Source organism: Brucella sp. GW823-FHT04E01, assembly GCF_058796175.1.
The window spans coordinates 488,260-502,095 of record NZ_JBXAIK010000002.1; the positions used below are offsets into that span (position 1 = coordinate 488,260).

The window sequence follows — 13,836 nt, forward strand, 5'->3', positions numbered from 1 at the left end:
CCGTAAAGTCGCACGCGGTGTAAATCATCGTTTGACGAAGCCTTGGCGGACCGCCGGGCCGGCCCTGTCTACCCTTGGTCTCGTCATTTACAGTCCTTGACAGTATCCTAATTCATAAATTATGATACCGCATAGTATCTAATAACGCGCAGGCCTATTGGCGGGTTTCGGCCGTGTCCTCCACTCAAGAAAAGAACGCAAGATGAAACGCAAATATGTCCTGGCTTTCGCAGGCATGGTCGCAGCGGCTGGTGCCGCTGCCTTCGTTCTGGTTTCCGAAACGCTTAATAGGGAAGCCGAGGCCGCGGACCCGAGGACTGCGCCACCACTGGTCAAGGTGACAGAAGTGGCGTGGACGGAAACGGCGGGGCGCTCCTTTACCGGCACCGTCGCTTCGCGGGTACAGAGCAATCTCGGGTTCAGGGTTCCGGGCAAGATCGTCGAGCGGATGGTTGATGCGGGCGAGCAGGTGAGAAGAGGCCAGCCGCTGATGCAGATTGATGAAGCCGATCTCCAGCTTGCACTAACAGCAAAGCGTAATGCCGTTACAGCGGCGCGGGCGGTCCTGATCCAGGCCCAGGCGGATGAGAAACGGTATGCGGCACTTGTGAAAAATGGATTGGCTGCCACTCCGCAGCGTTATGAACAGGCGAAAGCGGCTCTCGATACGGCCGCAGCACAGCTTGCTGCGGCTGAAGCGGACGCCAAGGTGGCGGAAAATGCGGTTGCCTATACCGTTCTTCTCGCCGATTCGGACGGAACGGTTGTCGACACGCTCGCAGACCCAGGACAGGTCGTGGCCGCGGGCCAGACGGTCATCCAACTGGCGCAGGCCGGGCCGCGTGAAGCTGTTGTCTGGCTGCCTGAAACCTTGCGGCCGGATATTGGATCTGAGGCGCAGGCCAGTATCTATGGAGGTAGCAGTCTCAACGGAAAGGCCAGGTTGCGACAGATTTCCGATTCTGCCGACCCGCAAACCCGGACATACGAGGCACGTTACGTGCTCGACGGCGCCGCTGCGTCTGCTCCGCTTGGCTCGACAGTGACGATCAAAATATCGGACGCGAACAGGCAGTCAGAGGTCGCCGTGCCCGTCGGTGCCATCGTGGACGACGGTAGCCGGACAGGTGTGTGGACTATCAACGGTGCCACTTCCACCGTGAAGTTCACCCCGGTCGACGTTAAACGGATCGGCGAGGAAACCGCCATCGTTAGGGGTATCGGCATTGGAGAGAAGATTGTTGCTCTGGGCGCACATCTTCTGGAAAACGGCGCAGCCGTCAGAATTGCCTCGAGCCAGGAGGTGACAAGATAATGCGCTTCAATCTCTCAGCCCTCGCGGTTCGCGAACGCGCCGTTACCTTATTCTTTATCGTTCTGTTGGCGGCTGCAGGCGTCTATGCCTTCGTCAAACTGGGACGCGCTGAGGATCCATCCTTCACCATCAAGACCCTGACGGTCACTTCATTCTGGCCGGGCGCCACTGCACGCGAGATGCAGGATCTTGTCGCTGAGCCACTTGAGAAGCGGCTCCAGGAACTTACCTGGTACGACCGTGTCGAGACCACCACGAGACCGGGATATGCCTTCCTGACCGTCACGCTGAAGGACAACACACCGCCCACGGCTGTCGAAGAGGAATTCTATCAAGCGCGAAAGAAGCTTGGAGACGAAGCCCGAAATCTCCCGCCGGGCGCCATGGGTCCGTTCGTCAATGATGAATATTCCGATGTAAGCTTCGGCCTTTACGCTTTGAAGGCGAAGGGGATGCCGATGCGCGACTTGGTTCGGCAGGCCGAGGTTATCCGGCAGGATCTCCTGCATGTTCCCGGTGTCAAGAAAATCAACATTCTGGGCGAACTTCCCGAACAGATCTTCGTCGAATTTTCCTATACCAAGCTGGCAACACTTGGAATATCGGCGCAGGATATCGCCGCAGCTTTGCAGAGACAGAACACCGTCACGCCGGCCGGCTCGATCGATACGCGTGGGCCGCAAGTCTTCATTCGTTTCGATGGAGCCTATAACAGCATCCAGGCCATTGCCGATACGCCGATCGTTGCCGGAGGCCGAACGCTGAAGTTGTCGGACATCGCCGACGTTCGGCGCGGTTACGAAGATCCTGCCACCTATCTCATTCGCCACAATGGCGAACCCGCCATCATGCTGGGCGTGGTGATGCAACAAGGGTGGAACGGACTGGATCTCGGCGAGGCGCTTGAAGCGCGATCCGCCGCAATCGCGCAAACTTTGCCACTTGGCATGTCACTCACCAAGGTCAGCGACCAGGCCGTCAACATCGACGAGGCGGTCGGCGAATTCATGCTGAAGTTCGCCATGGCTCTTGGTGTCGTGCTGTTCGTGAGCCTCGTCGCACTCGGCTGGCGCGTCGGCATCGTCGTCGCGCTCGCCGTGCCGCTGACGCTGGCTGTGGTTTTCCTCATCATGTTGGAAACCGGACGCTTCTTCGACCGGATCACGCTCGGCGCGCTCATCCTTGCACTTGGGCTTCTCGTGGATGACGCCATTATCGCCATCGAGGTGATGGTGGTGAAGATGGAAGAGGGCATGGACCGCATCAAGGCGGCCGCCTATGCCTGGAGCCACACAGCGGCGCCGATGCTGTCGGGGACACTCGTCACCATAATCGGACTTATGCCCGTCGGATTCGCCAAATCGAGCGCAGGCGAATATGCCGGCAACATCTTCTGGGTCGTGGGGTTTGCCCTGATCGTCTCCTGGTTTGTTGCTGTGATCTTCACGCCGTATATGGGCGTGAAGATGTTGCCTGACATAAAACCAGTCCAAGGCGGGCACCACGCCATCTACGATACACCGAACTACCGCCGCCTGCGCTTACTCATCGAATTGGCGGTTCGCCACAAGTTCATGACCTGCGGGGTGGTTGGCGTCATGATGGCTGTCTCGGTTGTCGGGATGGGAGGTGTAAAGCAGCAGTTCTTCCCGACTTCGGACCGGCCTGAGGTCCTCGTCGAAATTCGCATGCCTGAAGGCACGAGCATCGAAAGCACAACGGCCGCAGTGGCGAAAGTTGAAGACTGGTTGCAAAACCAGCCAGAAACAAAGATCGCCACCAGCTATGTCGGGCAGGGCGCACCCCGGTTCTTCTTTGCCATGTCACCGGAATTGCCTGATCCTTCTTTCGCAAAAATAGTCGTGCTTACCCCTGACGCCCATGCACGAGAAGAACTGAAGCACCGCCTTCGGGCAGCCATATCAGAAGGCCTCGTTCCGGAGGCGTCCGTGCGCGTAACGCAGCTTGTGTTCGGGCCGTATACGCCATTCCCGGTCGAGTTTCGGATCATGGGACCGGATCAAGACGAGCTTTACAGGATTTCCGCGAAGGCGCTCGCGATTATGAAGACAGTCCCCGATGTCCGCCAAGCCAATCGCGACTGGGGTAACCGCACGCCGGTGTTGCGCTTCATGCCGGATCAGGATCGGTTAAACCTGATCGGCCTTTCTCCATCGGAGGTGGCGCAGCAAATGCAAATGCTACTGAGCGGCATTCCGGTCACGCAGGTGCGCGACAACATTCGCAACGTGCCTGTCGTTGCTCGAAGCGCCGGCGAAAACCGACTTGACCCTTCGAGGCTTGCTGACTTTTCTCTGATGAGCAGAGATGGCCGTCAGGTACCGCTCGATCAGATCGGGCACTCCGAGATTCGGTTCGAGGAGCCCATCCTGAAACGGCGCGACAGGACGCCCGTCATAACGATCAGGTCCGATATCAGCGAGGCGACACAGCCGCCGGAAGTGTCGCAGCAGGTTATGAAGGCTCTCCAGCCGCTGATCGCATCGCTCCCGGTCGGGTATCGTATTGAAATGGGCGGGAACATCGAGGAGTCGCAAAAGGCAAATGCCGCACTCCTTCGGGTCTTCCCCCTAATGATCGCTGCGATGTTGATCGTGATCATCTTGCAGGTTCGCAGTCTGTCGACGATGACGATGGTCATGTTGACCGCACCGCTTGGCCTCGCCGGCGTGGTGCCGACATTGCTCCTGTTCAATCAACCTTTCGGCTTCAACGCCATTCTCGGCTTGATCGGATTGGCAGGTATCCTGATGCGCAACACGTTGATCCTGACGGAGCAGATCAAGGAGAACAAGGCGGCTGGTCTCGACGACTATCACGCCGTCATCGAAGCGACAGTACAGCGCACACGCCCTGTCATCCTGACAGCGCTCGCAGCTGTCCTGGCCTTTATCCCCCTAACACATTCGGTGTTCTGGGGATCAATGGCCTATACGCTGATTGGCGGAACGGCAGCAGGGACGGTGATGATCCTGCTCTTCCTTCCGGCGCTGTACGCCGTGTGGTTCCGGATCAAGACTCCAAAATACGGGAGCCACCGTGAAACGATTGTGGAGGAGCTGCGGAATACCAGAGCCATGGCTGCCGAGTAAGACGGTGCAACAATATCGGCGATGCCAGCCCACCTAATATGTCGTTGTGGCGCCATTGGTTTTGCGAGAGATCCGCACCATACTCTGTCTGCTGACTGTTAACCACAGTCAGCTTGCGGGATTGCGCGCGGTGACGATCCATGTTGCGCCATTGATCATCACCGACCGCTCACCGGCGCAGCCCCCGAAGGCTGCACCAACCGCGGCCGAGGCGCGGGAGCGGATGTCATCCGGCTGATCAGCAAGAGCGCTCGCTAACGGGCCGACATCGAGTGTCATGTTCACGGCGTCATCGAGAGCCGCATCCCGCGTTTCTCCCTTGCCGAATGGGATGGCGGCATCGAAGGGCGCAATAGAGACATCAATGAAACCGGCCGCCGCTAGAATACGCGCCACACGTCTCTGGTCGCCAAAGGAGAACGGGCCAGGTGTTTCGGGACCAGGCGGCGTCATCTTCGGGATGATGTCCTTGATCGCGCCTAACGGCAAACGCACCCAATCGTTCTCGGCCATGCTGCGCCAGCAGACGAAAGCGACCCGGCCATCCGGCCGGAGCGCGCCGCGCATATGAGTGAAGGCCGCCGCAGGATCGTCAAAGAACATCATTCCGAAACGCGAGAACAGGATGTCGAACGCACTTTCTGGCAACACGTCGCTGCTGGCGTCAGCTACCTGGAATATGGTCGGCGCATCCTGCGGCGCGAGCGTGCGCGCTCTTTCGATCAGCGGTTCTGATATGTCCACGCCTAGCACATAGCCCCCGGCGCCGACGCAATTAGCCAAATCCAGACAGGACGCTCCCGCGCCGCAGCCAATGTCCAGCACGCGTTCACCCGCGACGGGCGCCGCGGCTTCGATCGCCGCCTGGCCAAACGCTGCCATCATGGCATCAAGCCGGGCCTGATAAGCGACCCACCGCTCTCCGCCTTGGCCTTTCCAATCGGCAATCTGAGAAGCAATTTTACCTGTCACGACAATCCTCGTTCTGAACCGATCTTAGCCATGCTATCCGCCCTTTGATTGTTGTGACGGTGCGCGGCGATGAACATGGCGACAGCGGACCGGCAATAGGATTCGATCTCGTTGTCGTCTTCTGCTCTCGCCTCATCGAAGCGGGCGATCATCAAAAGATCGGAACCTTTGATAAGAGCAGCGAATAGGCGAGCGGACTGGAGAGGATCGGGCACATTCACAACCGCCTTCGAGTGCAACTGGCGCAACAACGCCTCGATCTGCTCGATGACATGGGCGGGACCGGCTTCGTAAAAGAGCTTGCTTAACGACTTTTGGTTTGTTTTGTCCGCCATGACCATAGCTTCGACACTTCGAACGTCCGGGCTCAGCAGTGTGCGTAGGAGCGATGATCCAGCAGCCATGAGCTGCTCTTCGGCCGATCCTTCGACGCCTTCAAGAAAGGGCTGTGGTGCAAACAACTGATGACAGCGTGCTGCGATAGCCGCGCTAAACAGCGCTTCCTTGTTCTCGAAGTGCCGATAGATGCTCAGCTTTGAAATCTTCGCTCGTTTGGCGACCTTGTCCAGGGTTGTCGCCTGAAAACCCAATTCCACAAAGAGTTCGCACGCAGCCTCGACGATTGTTTTGCCAAGTGCCTCGTTGATGGGCCTGCCACGCCGGCTTTGAATATTTTCGCTCACGAGAATTACAGTCCTTGACAGTATCTTTATTCTTGATTTAGGATACCATGTAGTTTCCGAAATTAGCAAGCCAAAGAGAGAGACGAGGGTGTGATGCAACGACGAACATTGCTGAAGCCGCGCTTTCCAGCGTCAGCGTCCCCCGTACCAGACCAATGCACAATCCAACCCATCCCCCTCTTTCCGCAACACGGAGCCTATCACCATGGATGACGTCATCATCATCGGCGGCAGTTTTGCCGGTCTCGCTGCTGCGCTGCAGCTCGGCCGTGCCCGCCGCAAAGTCACCGTTCTTGATACCGGCCTGCCGCGCAATCGCTTCGCGGGCCGTTCGCACGGTATGCTCGGCCACGATCACAAGCCGCCGTTGGACATTCTGGCCGAGGCGAGGCGCCAACTGGCGCGTTATCCTGCGATTAGGCTGGCCAATGCCCGCGCCGAAAGCATCTCCGGTACGATTGACAATTTCTCCGTACTCACTGCGGAGGGCGAAACCCTTGGTGCGCGCCGCCTGATCCTGAGTTATGGCGTTGTCGACCAAATGCCTGCTGTTCCGGGGTTTGCCGAAAGTTGGGGCACGTCCATCATCCCATGCCCTTATTGCGATGGCTTCGAAGTTGCTGACCAGCATTGGGGCCTGGTCTGGTCTGGCCCACAGTCGATGAACCAGGTCAGGCTGTTTCAAGATTGGACCGACAGGTTGACTATCTTCGGCAATGGTCACGATATCACGCCCGATATACGGGCCGATCTGGCGGGCCGCCAGCTACCTCTCGTCGATGGGCGGATCACCGAGATCGCCCGTCATGGGGATCACAATTCGACGATCAAGCTCGATACCGGCTCCGATGTCGCGGTCGACATCCTGTTCGCGCATCCGCGTAACAAGCCTTCCACAAACTTGCATGAATCATTGGGTCTCATCACGGTCGACACGCCTCTTGGCATCGTGCTCAAGGTCGATGAACGCCGTGAGACCAGCATTCCGGGCATTTACGCTGCCGGGGACCTCACCAACCCCCAGTTGCCCTCGGTCACCACGGCATCATGGCAAGGCGCTATGGCGGGAATCTTCGCCCAGCAGTCGATGCTCGTTTGAGAGCAAAGAACCCGAGCGGTGGCGCTCCAAGCTGAAGCAACGGAAGTGATCCTCATGCATTGAACCAGTTCTGGCGTCGCCCTGGTGACCGGCGCATCCCCCGGCGTCGGTCTCGCCACCGCCCAAGCCTTGGAAATCTTTTCGGGTGTTCGGAACCAGTCGCCGTGCCAAGGGGAGAAATGCGATGGCATAGGGTCATATCTCTATAAGACGTTACGGAGCTAAATTACTGCGGGTGAGTAGCAGGACCCAGAATCTTGACTGGCAATCAGTACGTAGTCAATGGCAGGGGGCAGCGGTTCATTTCCCTTCAAGGATTAGCGGTCTATGCTCTAACGACAGTTCACTTCTTGATTGGCAATCTGGAAGTGGAGTTGCATAAATCCGTTGAAGAGGCCGCCCGGTTGATGCGTCTTGGTCAGGGCGCAGCAATGTGGCCAGCGGCCTTAGGTTTCTTGAAGCCAGATCATGGTTCGTTTGGTCGGCTTCGAGTACGTATATCCCATTGACATATCCCATTTGATTCACTATCTACATCATATCACTATGGATAAAACTAGGAGTGACGCAGATGGAGCAGGGAGCAGTATTCCAGAGCAACCGGAGCCAAGCTATCCGCTTGCCAAAAGCAGTAGCATTGCCTGCTGATGTGAAACGCGTTGATATTGTTGCTGTGGGGCGCACTCGAATCATAGCACCCGCTGGTGAGGTCTGGGATAGCTGGTTTGATAGCTTAGAGGCGACTTCCGACTTCATGAATGAGCGTGATCAGCCTGCTCCACAGGAACGCGAGGCGTTCTAATGCTGAAGTACATGCTGGATACAAATATATGCATTTTCACGATCAAGAACCGGCCGCAGCAAGTGCGCGAGGCGTTCAACCGCTTCCACGATCAATTGTGCATCAGCTCAGTCAGTTTAATGGAGCTGATTTACGGGGCGGAGAAGTCTGCCCATCCTGAAAAGAACCTTGCAGTCGTGGAAGGGTTCGCAGCTCGCCTTGAGGTGTTATCGTATGATGAACCGGCAGCAAACCATACGGGCCAATTACGTGCTGAATTGGCCCGCAGTGGAACTCCAATCGGTCCATACGATCAATTGATTGCTGGCCATGCTCGCTCGCGTGGCCTGATAATCGTTACAAACAATCGCAGGGAATTTGATCGTGTTCCTGGCTTGCGAGTAGAAGACTGGACTGATTAATCCCTAACGTATGTTCACGGTATTCATTGATAATCCAGGATGATGTATTTCTGTTCACGTTACTGAAGGGTCGTGGGTTCAATTCCCTTCAAGGCGTGTAATTGTGTTCGGCACAGTGATAAAGGCGATCCTTGACAGGAATCCGCAGTCCTTGAGAATGAAGCACTTCCGACAATTTTTAAGCTTTCCTGATGCTTCGCGCTTTCGATTAGTAGGCTACCCAGTATTCCCAGTTCAGAAGATTTTAGTTTAACGAGAACACAACAACAGCTTTCCGTCAGACTTTAGGTATGCAAAATCGGCATATCGATCAGCGTACTTTCGATTTCTGCTTTCGAGGTGAGGCTCATATAATGATGTATCATTCATCAATATGTCAAGAAAGCCAAGAGGACACGAATATATGGCGTATGTAACTGCAGAAATTCGAGCTTCGAAAGTATATCATGGATATGGTGAGGATCGGAAAGCTGTAATCGATAATCTTGACGCGGGCGGATTTGTAACAAAACTTATAAAGGTTTCCAGAATTTTGTCGGTTACCGAAGATTATATTTTTATTGAGTGTCCTCACAACACCGTTCAGACGTGGGAGTATAAGGGAGCGCTTGAGGATTTCAGGTTGAAACTGCGTCAGGCGGGGGTCGCGGCGGAATGAGTGCTTCTCCTGCACGTGGGGTTGAAAAATGAAAATAGTGTCCGTCAACGTTTACTATGTGCGCGGACAGGGCCTGAAGCCCGTTCTGGTGAAAATTCAGACGGATGAAGGCATATCCGGATTAGGCGAGGCCGCCATTTCCTATGGAAGCGGCGGCACAGCTGTAGCGGGTATGATTAAAGATCTGAGCGAACGGTTTTTGTTGGGGGCTAATCCGCTGTCCATCAATCGAATCGTTTCGGACATGTACGACCAGGCGTTCTGGTTAAAGAACCCCGGCGGAATTGCTTGTGCCGGGATGAGCGCCATAGAGCAGGCGCTGTGGGATATTCGCGCCAGAGCGTTGGATGTGCCTGTATATGAACTCTTTGGCGGAAAAATTCGCGATGAACTGAACTACTATGCGAATGGCTGGTATTTCGGAGCGACATCCAACTCAGACCTGATTAGAAAAGCTGCCGACGCTGTTGACGACGGACATTATGCCCTGAAGATGTATCCGTTGGCGCAGATACAGCCAAATGGAACATTGCGGCATCCAAATGGTCGATACTCTGACAATCGTGACGCGGTCACCGCTGGAATCGAACGCGTGCGCGACGTACGAAAGGCGATCGGTTCCGATGTCAGGCTTATGCTTGATTTCGGTGGCGGCATTTCTATCGCAGACACCATGCGGTTCTGTGAGCGTATCAAAGAATATGAAATCGAGTTTGTGGAGGAAATCACCGATCCGGGCGACCTCGGTGCGTTGTCTCAAGTCGCTTCGTCGATTGATATTCCGATTGCGACTGGAGAGCGGCACTATCTCAGACAAGGTTTTCGCGATCTTCTTGAGAGACGTGCAATCAGTATATTGCAGCCCGATATTGGCAATGCGGGTGGTTTCGCGGAAGTCCATAAAATATCAGCGATGGCTGACGCCTACGGTTTGAAGGTGCAGCCGCATGTGTGCGGAAGTTCTATCGCAGCCAACATCGCGACCCACATGAGCGCCTGTTTACCCAATTTTTATATTCAAGAACATTTCCCATATTGGGCTGACATACCCGGATATATTGAAGTGGCTACCGTCCCCTTTGAGGAAACGGTCAGGAACGGACGCCTTCCGATCTCAGAACACATTGGGTTTGGAGTCGAGTTGCATGAGGCTGTCATGAAGGAACATCTTTGGGCTATTATCCGATAAATGCCGTTACCTCATACTGACGGGTGAACTGCAATCTAACATCGCTATTGTCTGCTATTTTGTTTGCCCTTGGCACTGTTGTAGGCGAGTGTGTGCCACAACTGAAGTGCTGGGATGAGATTTGATGAAAAAGCCAGGGAAACAAAACTGGGAAGTAGGGATGAACCTCATCTACTTTTCAGCCTTCCGGGCGGTGATGCTAACTGGAACGGTAAGCGCCGCTGCTGAACTTATAGGGCGCAGTCAACCCGCCGTCAGTCGGCTTCTGAATAAGCTTGAAACCGAGTTGGGTGTCACCCTGTTTGAGCGCAGAAAAGGTTTGATCACGCCGACGTCGGTTGCCCACCTTCTTCTGGATGAAATCGATAGAGCGTATACATCTCTCGATTCTTTGCGAAATTTTGCGGCAACTGTTGCCGAAGGTGAAACCAGCCGTATAACTGCGGCTGTTATGCCCGCCCTTGGGATAAGTTTCATGCCCCAGGCGCTAAAGAAGTTTAAAGATAGCTGGCCTCAAACACGTGTGCAGTTGAATATACGGCTTTCTGCCAAGATCGAAGAATGGGCGGCGTCCCAACAGCTGGATTTTGGTCTTGCTGAACTCCCATTCCGCAGATCTGGCTTTCAAACAGAAGTTTTCAGCGATGCCTCTTATATTGCTGCGGTTCCACGTGACCACCATCTCGCGAGCCGCGACAAAATTGAACCACCGGATCTTCGAAACGTACCATTTGTATCATTTGCGTCATTCACCGCAGCTGGCCCGATTATTGCGCAGGCATTCCGCGCGGCGGGTGAAAAACTGGACCCAGCTTATGAAACAACGATTTCCGCTGCGGCATATGAATTCGCCAAAATTGGCCTGGGGGTCGCGCTTATAGACCCTTATACGGCCATTCACCAACTTGATGATCGGGTAATGCTGGTGCCATTCCTGCCTAAAATACCGTTCAACGTGGCGCTTCTTCGCCCTTACTCCCGTCCGCAAAGTCGCGTGTCGGAAGCGCTTCTGGACCTTCTTTTCAGCGAGCGAGACGCAGTGTTGGCGAAGTTGCCGCACTTTTGACGGATAGGAATCAGACTTCCGGGGGCTCATCCATTATGCATTTACTGCATATAGGAGGCCAATTTTTTTATTTTGAGCATTCCGAATTAGCTGCTGTACTCGCCCGACGCCTAGGAAGGGAGCAGTTAAATGAGGATGGAGGCCGCGCGGGACGAAAGTTATGATGTGATCGTCATTGGCGGCGGTATCAACGGTACCAGCGCTGTCCGCGAACTCTCCGCCGCTGGGTACAAGGTCTTGCTTGTTGAAAAGGGTGATTTCGCAAACGGTGCGTCGAGCAGATCGTCCAGGATACTCCACTGCGGTCTAAGATATTTTGAGACGAGACATCCGGTCCGCACGTTCGCATCGTCGCCTTTGAAGTTGAAGAACGCGATTTCCATGGCGCGTGCCGCTATGAATGCGCGGGAAGAACTGGTGCGTCTCCAACCAATGCGATGCAAGCCTTTCAAAATGTGCTTTCCTTTATACGAAGCGGATGATCTGCGTGGATGGCACCTGGATATTGGGCTTTCGCTCTTGAAGCGTCTTGGATCGGGGCGACTGCCGCTGGAGTACCAACGGCACAAGCGCAACTTTGATAGCTCAGTGCCTTTGGCAAAGGACCTTCGAGATCGGAAACAACTGAAGTCGATAGCGACTTACCGCGAATACATCATGGACTGGCCCGATAGGCTTTGCGTCGATGCGGCCATCGAAGCAGAGAAGCTAGGCGCTGATGTCCGTTTGTTCACCAGTGCGAGCATCAGAGAAAAAAACTCTGATGGGCTGTGGCGGGTCGATCTTAGCACCGCAGATCGTGAAATGAGCAGCGTGTTCGCACCTATCATTCTCAATCTTGCCGGAACTTGGATCGATGACGTTCTACAGGGAGTGTCCGGGGAGGGGAATGATCGTCTGATTCACGGGACGAAAGGCGCGCATATAGTCGTTCGTCTTCCGGATTATTATCGTGGTCATGGGGTCGCGGCGCTTAACCGATTGGGAATGCCGATTTATTGTCTGCCGTTCAATGAGGACCTGTATCATATTGGCCCGACTGAAACCTATTTCGAAGGCGACGCCAGTAACGTTAAGGCCGATGACGTCGATATTGAGTTTCTACTCGATGAAATCAATTTTCTTCTCCCAGCCCTCAAACTGACGAAACACAACGTCGAATTTACCTGGGCCGGTGTGCGGCCGTTGACCTTCAATCCCAAAAATCCTGACGGCGACAGAGTTCGGCAAATTCATGATTTGAAGGGCAAAGGCCATTCGGGAATTTTCGCGATGACCGCCGGACCAGTTATGAGCCATATGAGTGCAGGAAGGGAGCTGCTGGCGACAGTAGATGCAAACATTCCGATGCGGCTTGATCGGCAAAGAAGGCCAGTGCAGCAGACGAATACACCGTTGGGGACCGATGAAGGCGCGTTGTCGTTTCGGCATTATGTCTCGTACGAACACGCCCAGGATCTGAAAGGTATCTTCTATACCCGTAGCGGCATAGGTTGGGGGCGGCACATAGACCGAGCCACTGCAACTGATGCGGCCAGTGAAATCGCGGATTTGCTAGGATGGGAGCCAGAGCAGATCGAGCGCGAAGTAGATAAGTTTCTTCAATACCAACGGGAAATTCACCGTTCGGGAGAGCCTGCAAAATCCTAACGAAACAAAAAAGAGGAGTGAACAGAAATGGGTATGCGCAGAAATCAAAATCTTGCTTTGGTGGCAGTTTCCACACTTACTATGGCGATTTCGCTTTTTGCGAGCCAGGCTCGTGCTGATGGCGAGCGATTGAAGGAAATCCTGGAGCGCGGCACTCTCCGTGTTGGTTTGCAAGGGGCTTTCAAGCCCTGGTCTTTCCCAGGTGCGGACGGCAATCTTCAAGGTATCGAAGTTGATCTCGCCAAGAGCGTCTCGGATGCGCTGGGTGTCAAACTAGAGCCCGTCATTATTACATCTGCGAACCGCATGCAGTTCCTCCAGCAGAACCGGATCGATCTGATTGTCGGCGGTATGTATGATACTGCGGAACGTCGTAAGGTGATCGGCATTATTGAACCCGCTTACTGGGCCTCGGGGCCGACCTTGCTTGCCAAGAAGGGTGTCATCAAAAGCTGGGACGACATTGCCGGAAAGCCGGTGTGCGGAAAGCAGGGAAACTACTATAATCAACAAGTCGAACGGCAACTGAAAGCAAAGCTGATTGCATTTACCGGAAATTCCGAAGGTAAGGAAGCTCTGCGTGCTGGACGTTGCATTGCTTGGGTCTACGATGATGTCAGCATCATGGCTGATCTCGAGACACCAGAGTGGCAAGATTACGAAATGCCTGTTCAGGCCCTCTATAATAATCCGTGGGCTGCTGCTGTCCCGCTTGAAGAACGCGATAAGGGTTGGGGCGCATTCATGGCGGGTATGGCATATCGCTGGCAAGCTGATGGTACGCTGATTGAACTCGCCAAGAAATGGAGTGTAGCACCGTCTGATTGGTTCACCGAGCAGAATAAGAAGCTCCATTGGGATACCGCTTACCTCGAGCCGAAAGAGTAA

At 54.8% G+C, this 13,836-nt stretch carries 11 protein-coding genes; 9 read left to right on the forward strand and 2 right to left on the reverse strand.

What is annotated here, in order from left to right; translation table 11 throughout:
• Positions 1–202 precede the first annotated feature (202 nt).
• Entirely contained in the window at positions 203–1,315 is a 1,113-nt protein-coding gene (locus AC1RHM_RS07650) for an efflux RND transporter periplasmic adaptor subunit (protein WP_151895747.1), read from the forward strand.
• The gene (locus AC1RHM_RS07655; protein ID WP_151895748.1) at positions 1,315–4,428 is read left to right on the forward strand and encodes an efflux RND transporter permease subunit; all 3,114 of its coding nucleotides are present in this window, start codon (positions 1,315–1,317) and stop codon (positions 4,426–4,428) included. Before AC1RHM_RS07650 ends, AC1RHM_RS07655 begins: the two co-directional genes overlap by 1 nt.
• Before the next feature lie 108 nt (positions 4,429–4,536).
• On the opposite strand, the gene AC1RHM_RS07660 is transcribed toward AC1RHM_RS07655, so the two are convergent.
• Both AC1RHM_RS07660 and AC1RHM_RS07665 read right to left on the reverse strand, forming a co-directional pair.
• Positions 4,537–5,400, reverse strand: a complete 864-nt coding sequence (locus AC1RHM_RS07660; protein ID WP_151895749.1) for a class I SAM-dependent methyltransferase — start codon at positions 5,398–5,400, stop codon at positions 4,537–4,539.
• Positions 5,397–6,083 carry a TetR/AcrR family transcriptional regulator gene (locus tag AC1RHM_RS07665; RefSeq protein ID WP_151895750.1) on the reverse strand — a complete coding sequence of 229 codons (687 nt, stop codon included), beginning with the start codon at positions 6,081–6,083 and terminating at the stop codon, positions 5,397–5,399. Before AC1RHM_RS07665 ends, AC1RHM_RS07660 begins: the two co-directional genes overlap by 4 nt.
• A gap of 205 nt (positions 6,084–6,288) precedes the next feature.
• Here AC1RHM_RS07665 and AC1RHM_RS07670 point away from each other — a divergent pair, with 205 nt between their 5' ends.
• The 7 genes from AC1RHM_RS07670 to AC1RHM_RS07700 all read left to right on the forward strand — a co-directional run bounded on the left by AC1RHM_RS07670 (position 6,289) and on the right by AC1RHM_RS07700 (position 13,836).
• Positions 6,289–7,182 carry an NAD(P)/FAD-dependent oxidoreductase gene (locus tag AC1RHM_RS07670; protein WP_151895751.1) on the forward strand — a complete coding sequence of 298 codons (894 nt, stop codon included), beginning with the start codon at positions 6,289–6,291 and terminating at the stop codon, positions 7,180–7,182.
• Positions 7,183–7,753: 571 nt separating this feature from the next.
• Positions 7,754–7,984 (forward strand): type II toxin-antitoxin system VapB family antitoxin, encoded by a 231-nt coding sequence (gene vapB, locus AC1RHM_RS07675; RefSeq protein ID WP_010660354.1) that lies wholly within the window; start codon positions 7,754–7,756, stop codon positions 7,982–7,984.
• Positions 7,984–8,385 (forward strand): type II toxin-antitoxin system tRNA(fMet)-specific endonuclease VapC, encoded by a 402-nt coding sequence (vapC, locus tag AC1RHM_RS07680; protein WP_029928525.1) that lies wholly within the window; start codon positions 7,984–7,986, stop codon positions 8,383–8,385. The genes vapB and vapC overlap by 1 nt, the downstream gene beginning before the upstream one ends.
• Before the next feature lie 686 nt (positions 8,386–9,071).
• Positions 9,072–10,232, forward strand: a complete 1,161-nt coding sequence (locus AC1RHM_RS07685) for a mandelate racemase/muconate lactonizing enzyme family protein (RefSeq protein WP_029928521.1) — start codon at positions 9,072–9,074, stop codon at positions 10,230–10,232.
• Positions 10,233–10,356: 124 nt separating this feature from the next.
• Positions 10,357–11,298, forward strand: coding sequence for a LysR substrate-binding domain-containing protein (locus AC1RHM_RS07690; protein WP_226622753.1), 942 nt, complete (start codon positions 10,357–10,359; stop codon positions 11,296–11,298).
• Between the two features lie 129 nt (positions 11,299–11,427).
• Complete coding sequence (locus AC1RHM_RS07695) at positions 11,428–12,948, forward strand: FAD-dependent oxidoreductase (protein WP_029928517.1); 1,521 nt, start codon at positions 11,428–11,430, stop codon at positions 12,946–12,948.
• A gap of 27 nt (positions 12,949–12,975) precedes the next feature.
• Positions 12,976–13,836, forward strand: coding sequence for a transporter substrate-binding domain-containing protein (locus AC1RHM_RS07700; protein ID WP_312826816.1), 861 nt, complete (start codon positions 12,976–12,978; stop codon positions 13,834–13,836).

Coding starts and splice junctions, on each gene's coding strand:
- AC1RHM_RS07650 (WP_151895747.1), top strand. CDS start 203: ATGAAACGCAAATATGTCCTGGCTTTCGCAGGCATGGTCGCAGCGGCT.
- AC1RHM_RS07655 (WP_151895748.1), top strand. CDS start 1,315: ATGCGCTTCAATCTCTCAGCCCTCGCGGTTCGCGAACGCGCCGTTACC.
- AC1RHM_RS07670 (WP_151895751.1), top strand. CDS start 6,289: ATGGATGACGTCATCATCATCGGCGGCAGTTTTGCCGGTCTCGCTGCT.
- vapB (WP_010660354.1), top strand. CDS start 7,754: ATGGAGCAGGGAGCAGTATTCCAGAGCAACCGGAGCCAAGCTATCCGC.
- vapC (WP_029928525.1), top strand. CDS start 7,984: ATGCTGAAGTACATGCTGGATACAAATATATGCATTTTCACGATCAAG.
- AC1RHM_RS07685 (WP_029928521.1), top strand. CDS start 9,072: ATGAAAATAGTGTCCGTCAACGTTTACTATGTGCGCGGACAGGGCCTG.
- AC1RHM_RS07690 (WP_226622753.1), top strand. CDS start 10,357: ATGAAAAAGCCAGGGAAACAAAACTGGGAAGTAGGGATGAACCTCATC.
- AC1RHM_RS07695 (WP_029928517.1), top strand. CDS start 11,428: ATGAGGATGGAGGCCGCGCGGGACGAAAGTTATGATGTGATCGTCATT.
- AC1RHM_RS07700 (WP_312826816.1), top strand. CDS start 12,976: ATGGGTATGCGCAGAAATCAAAATCTTGCTTTGGTGGCAGTTTCCACA.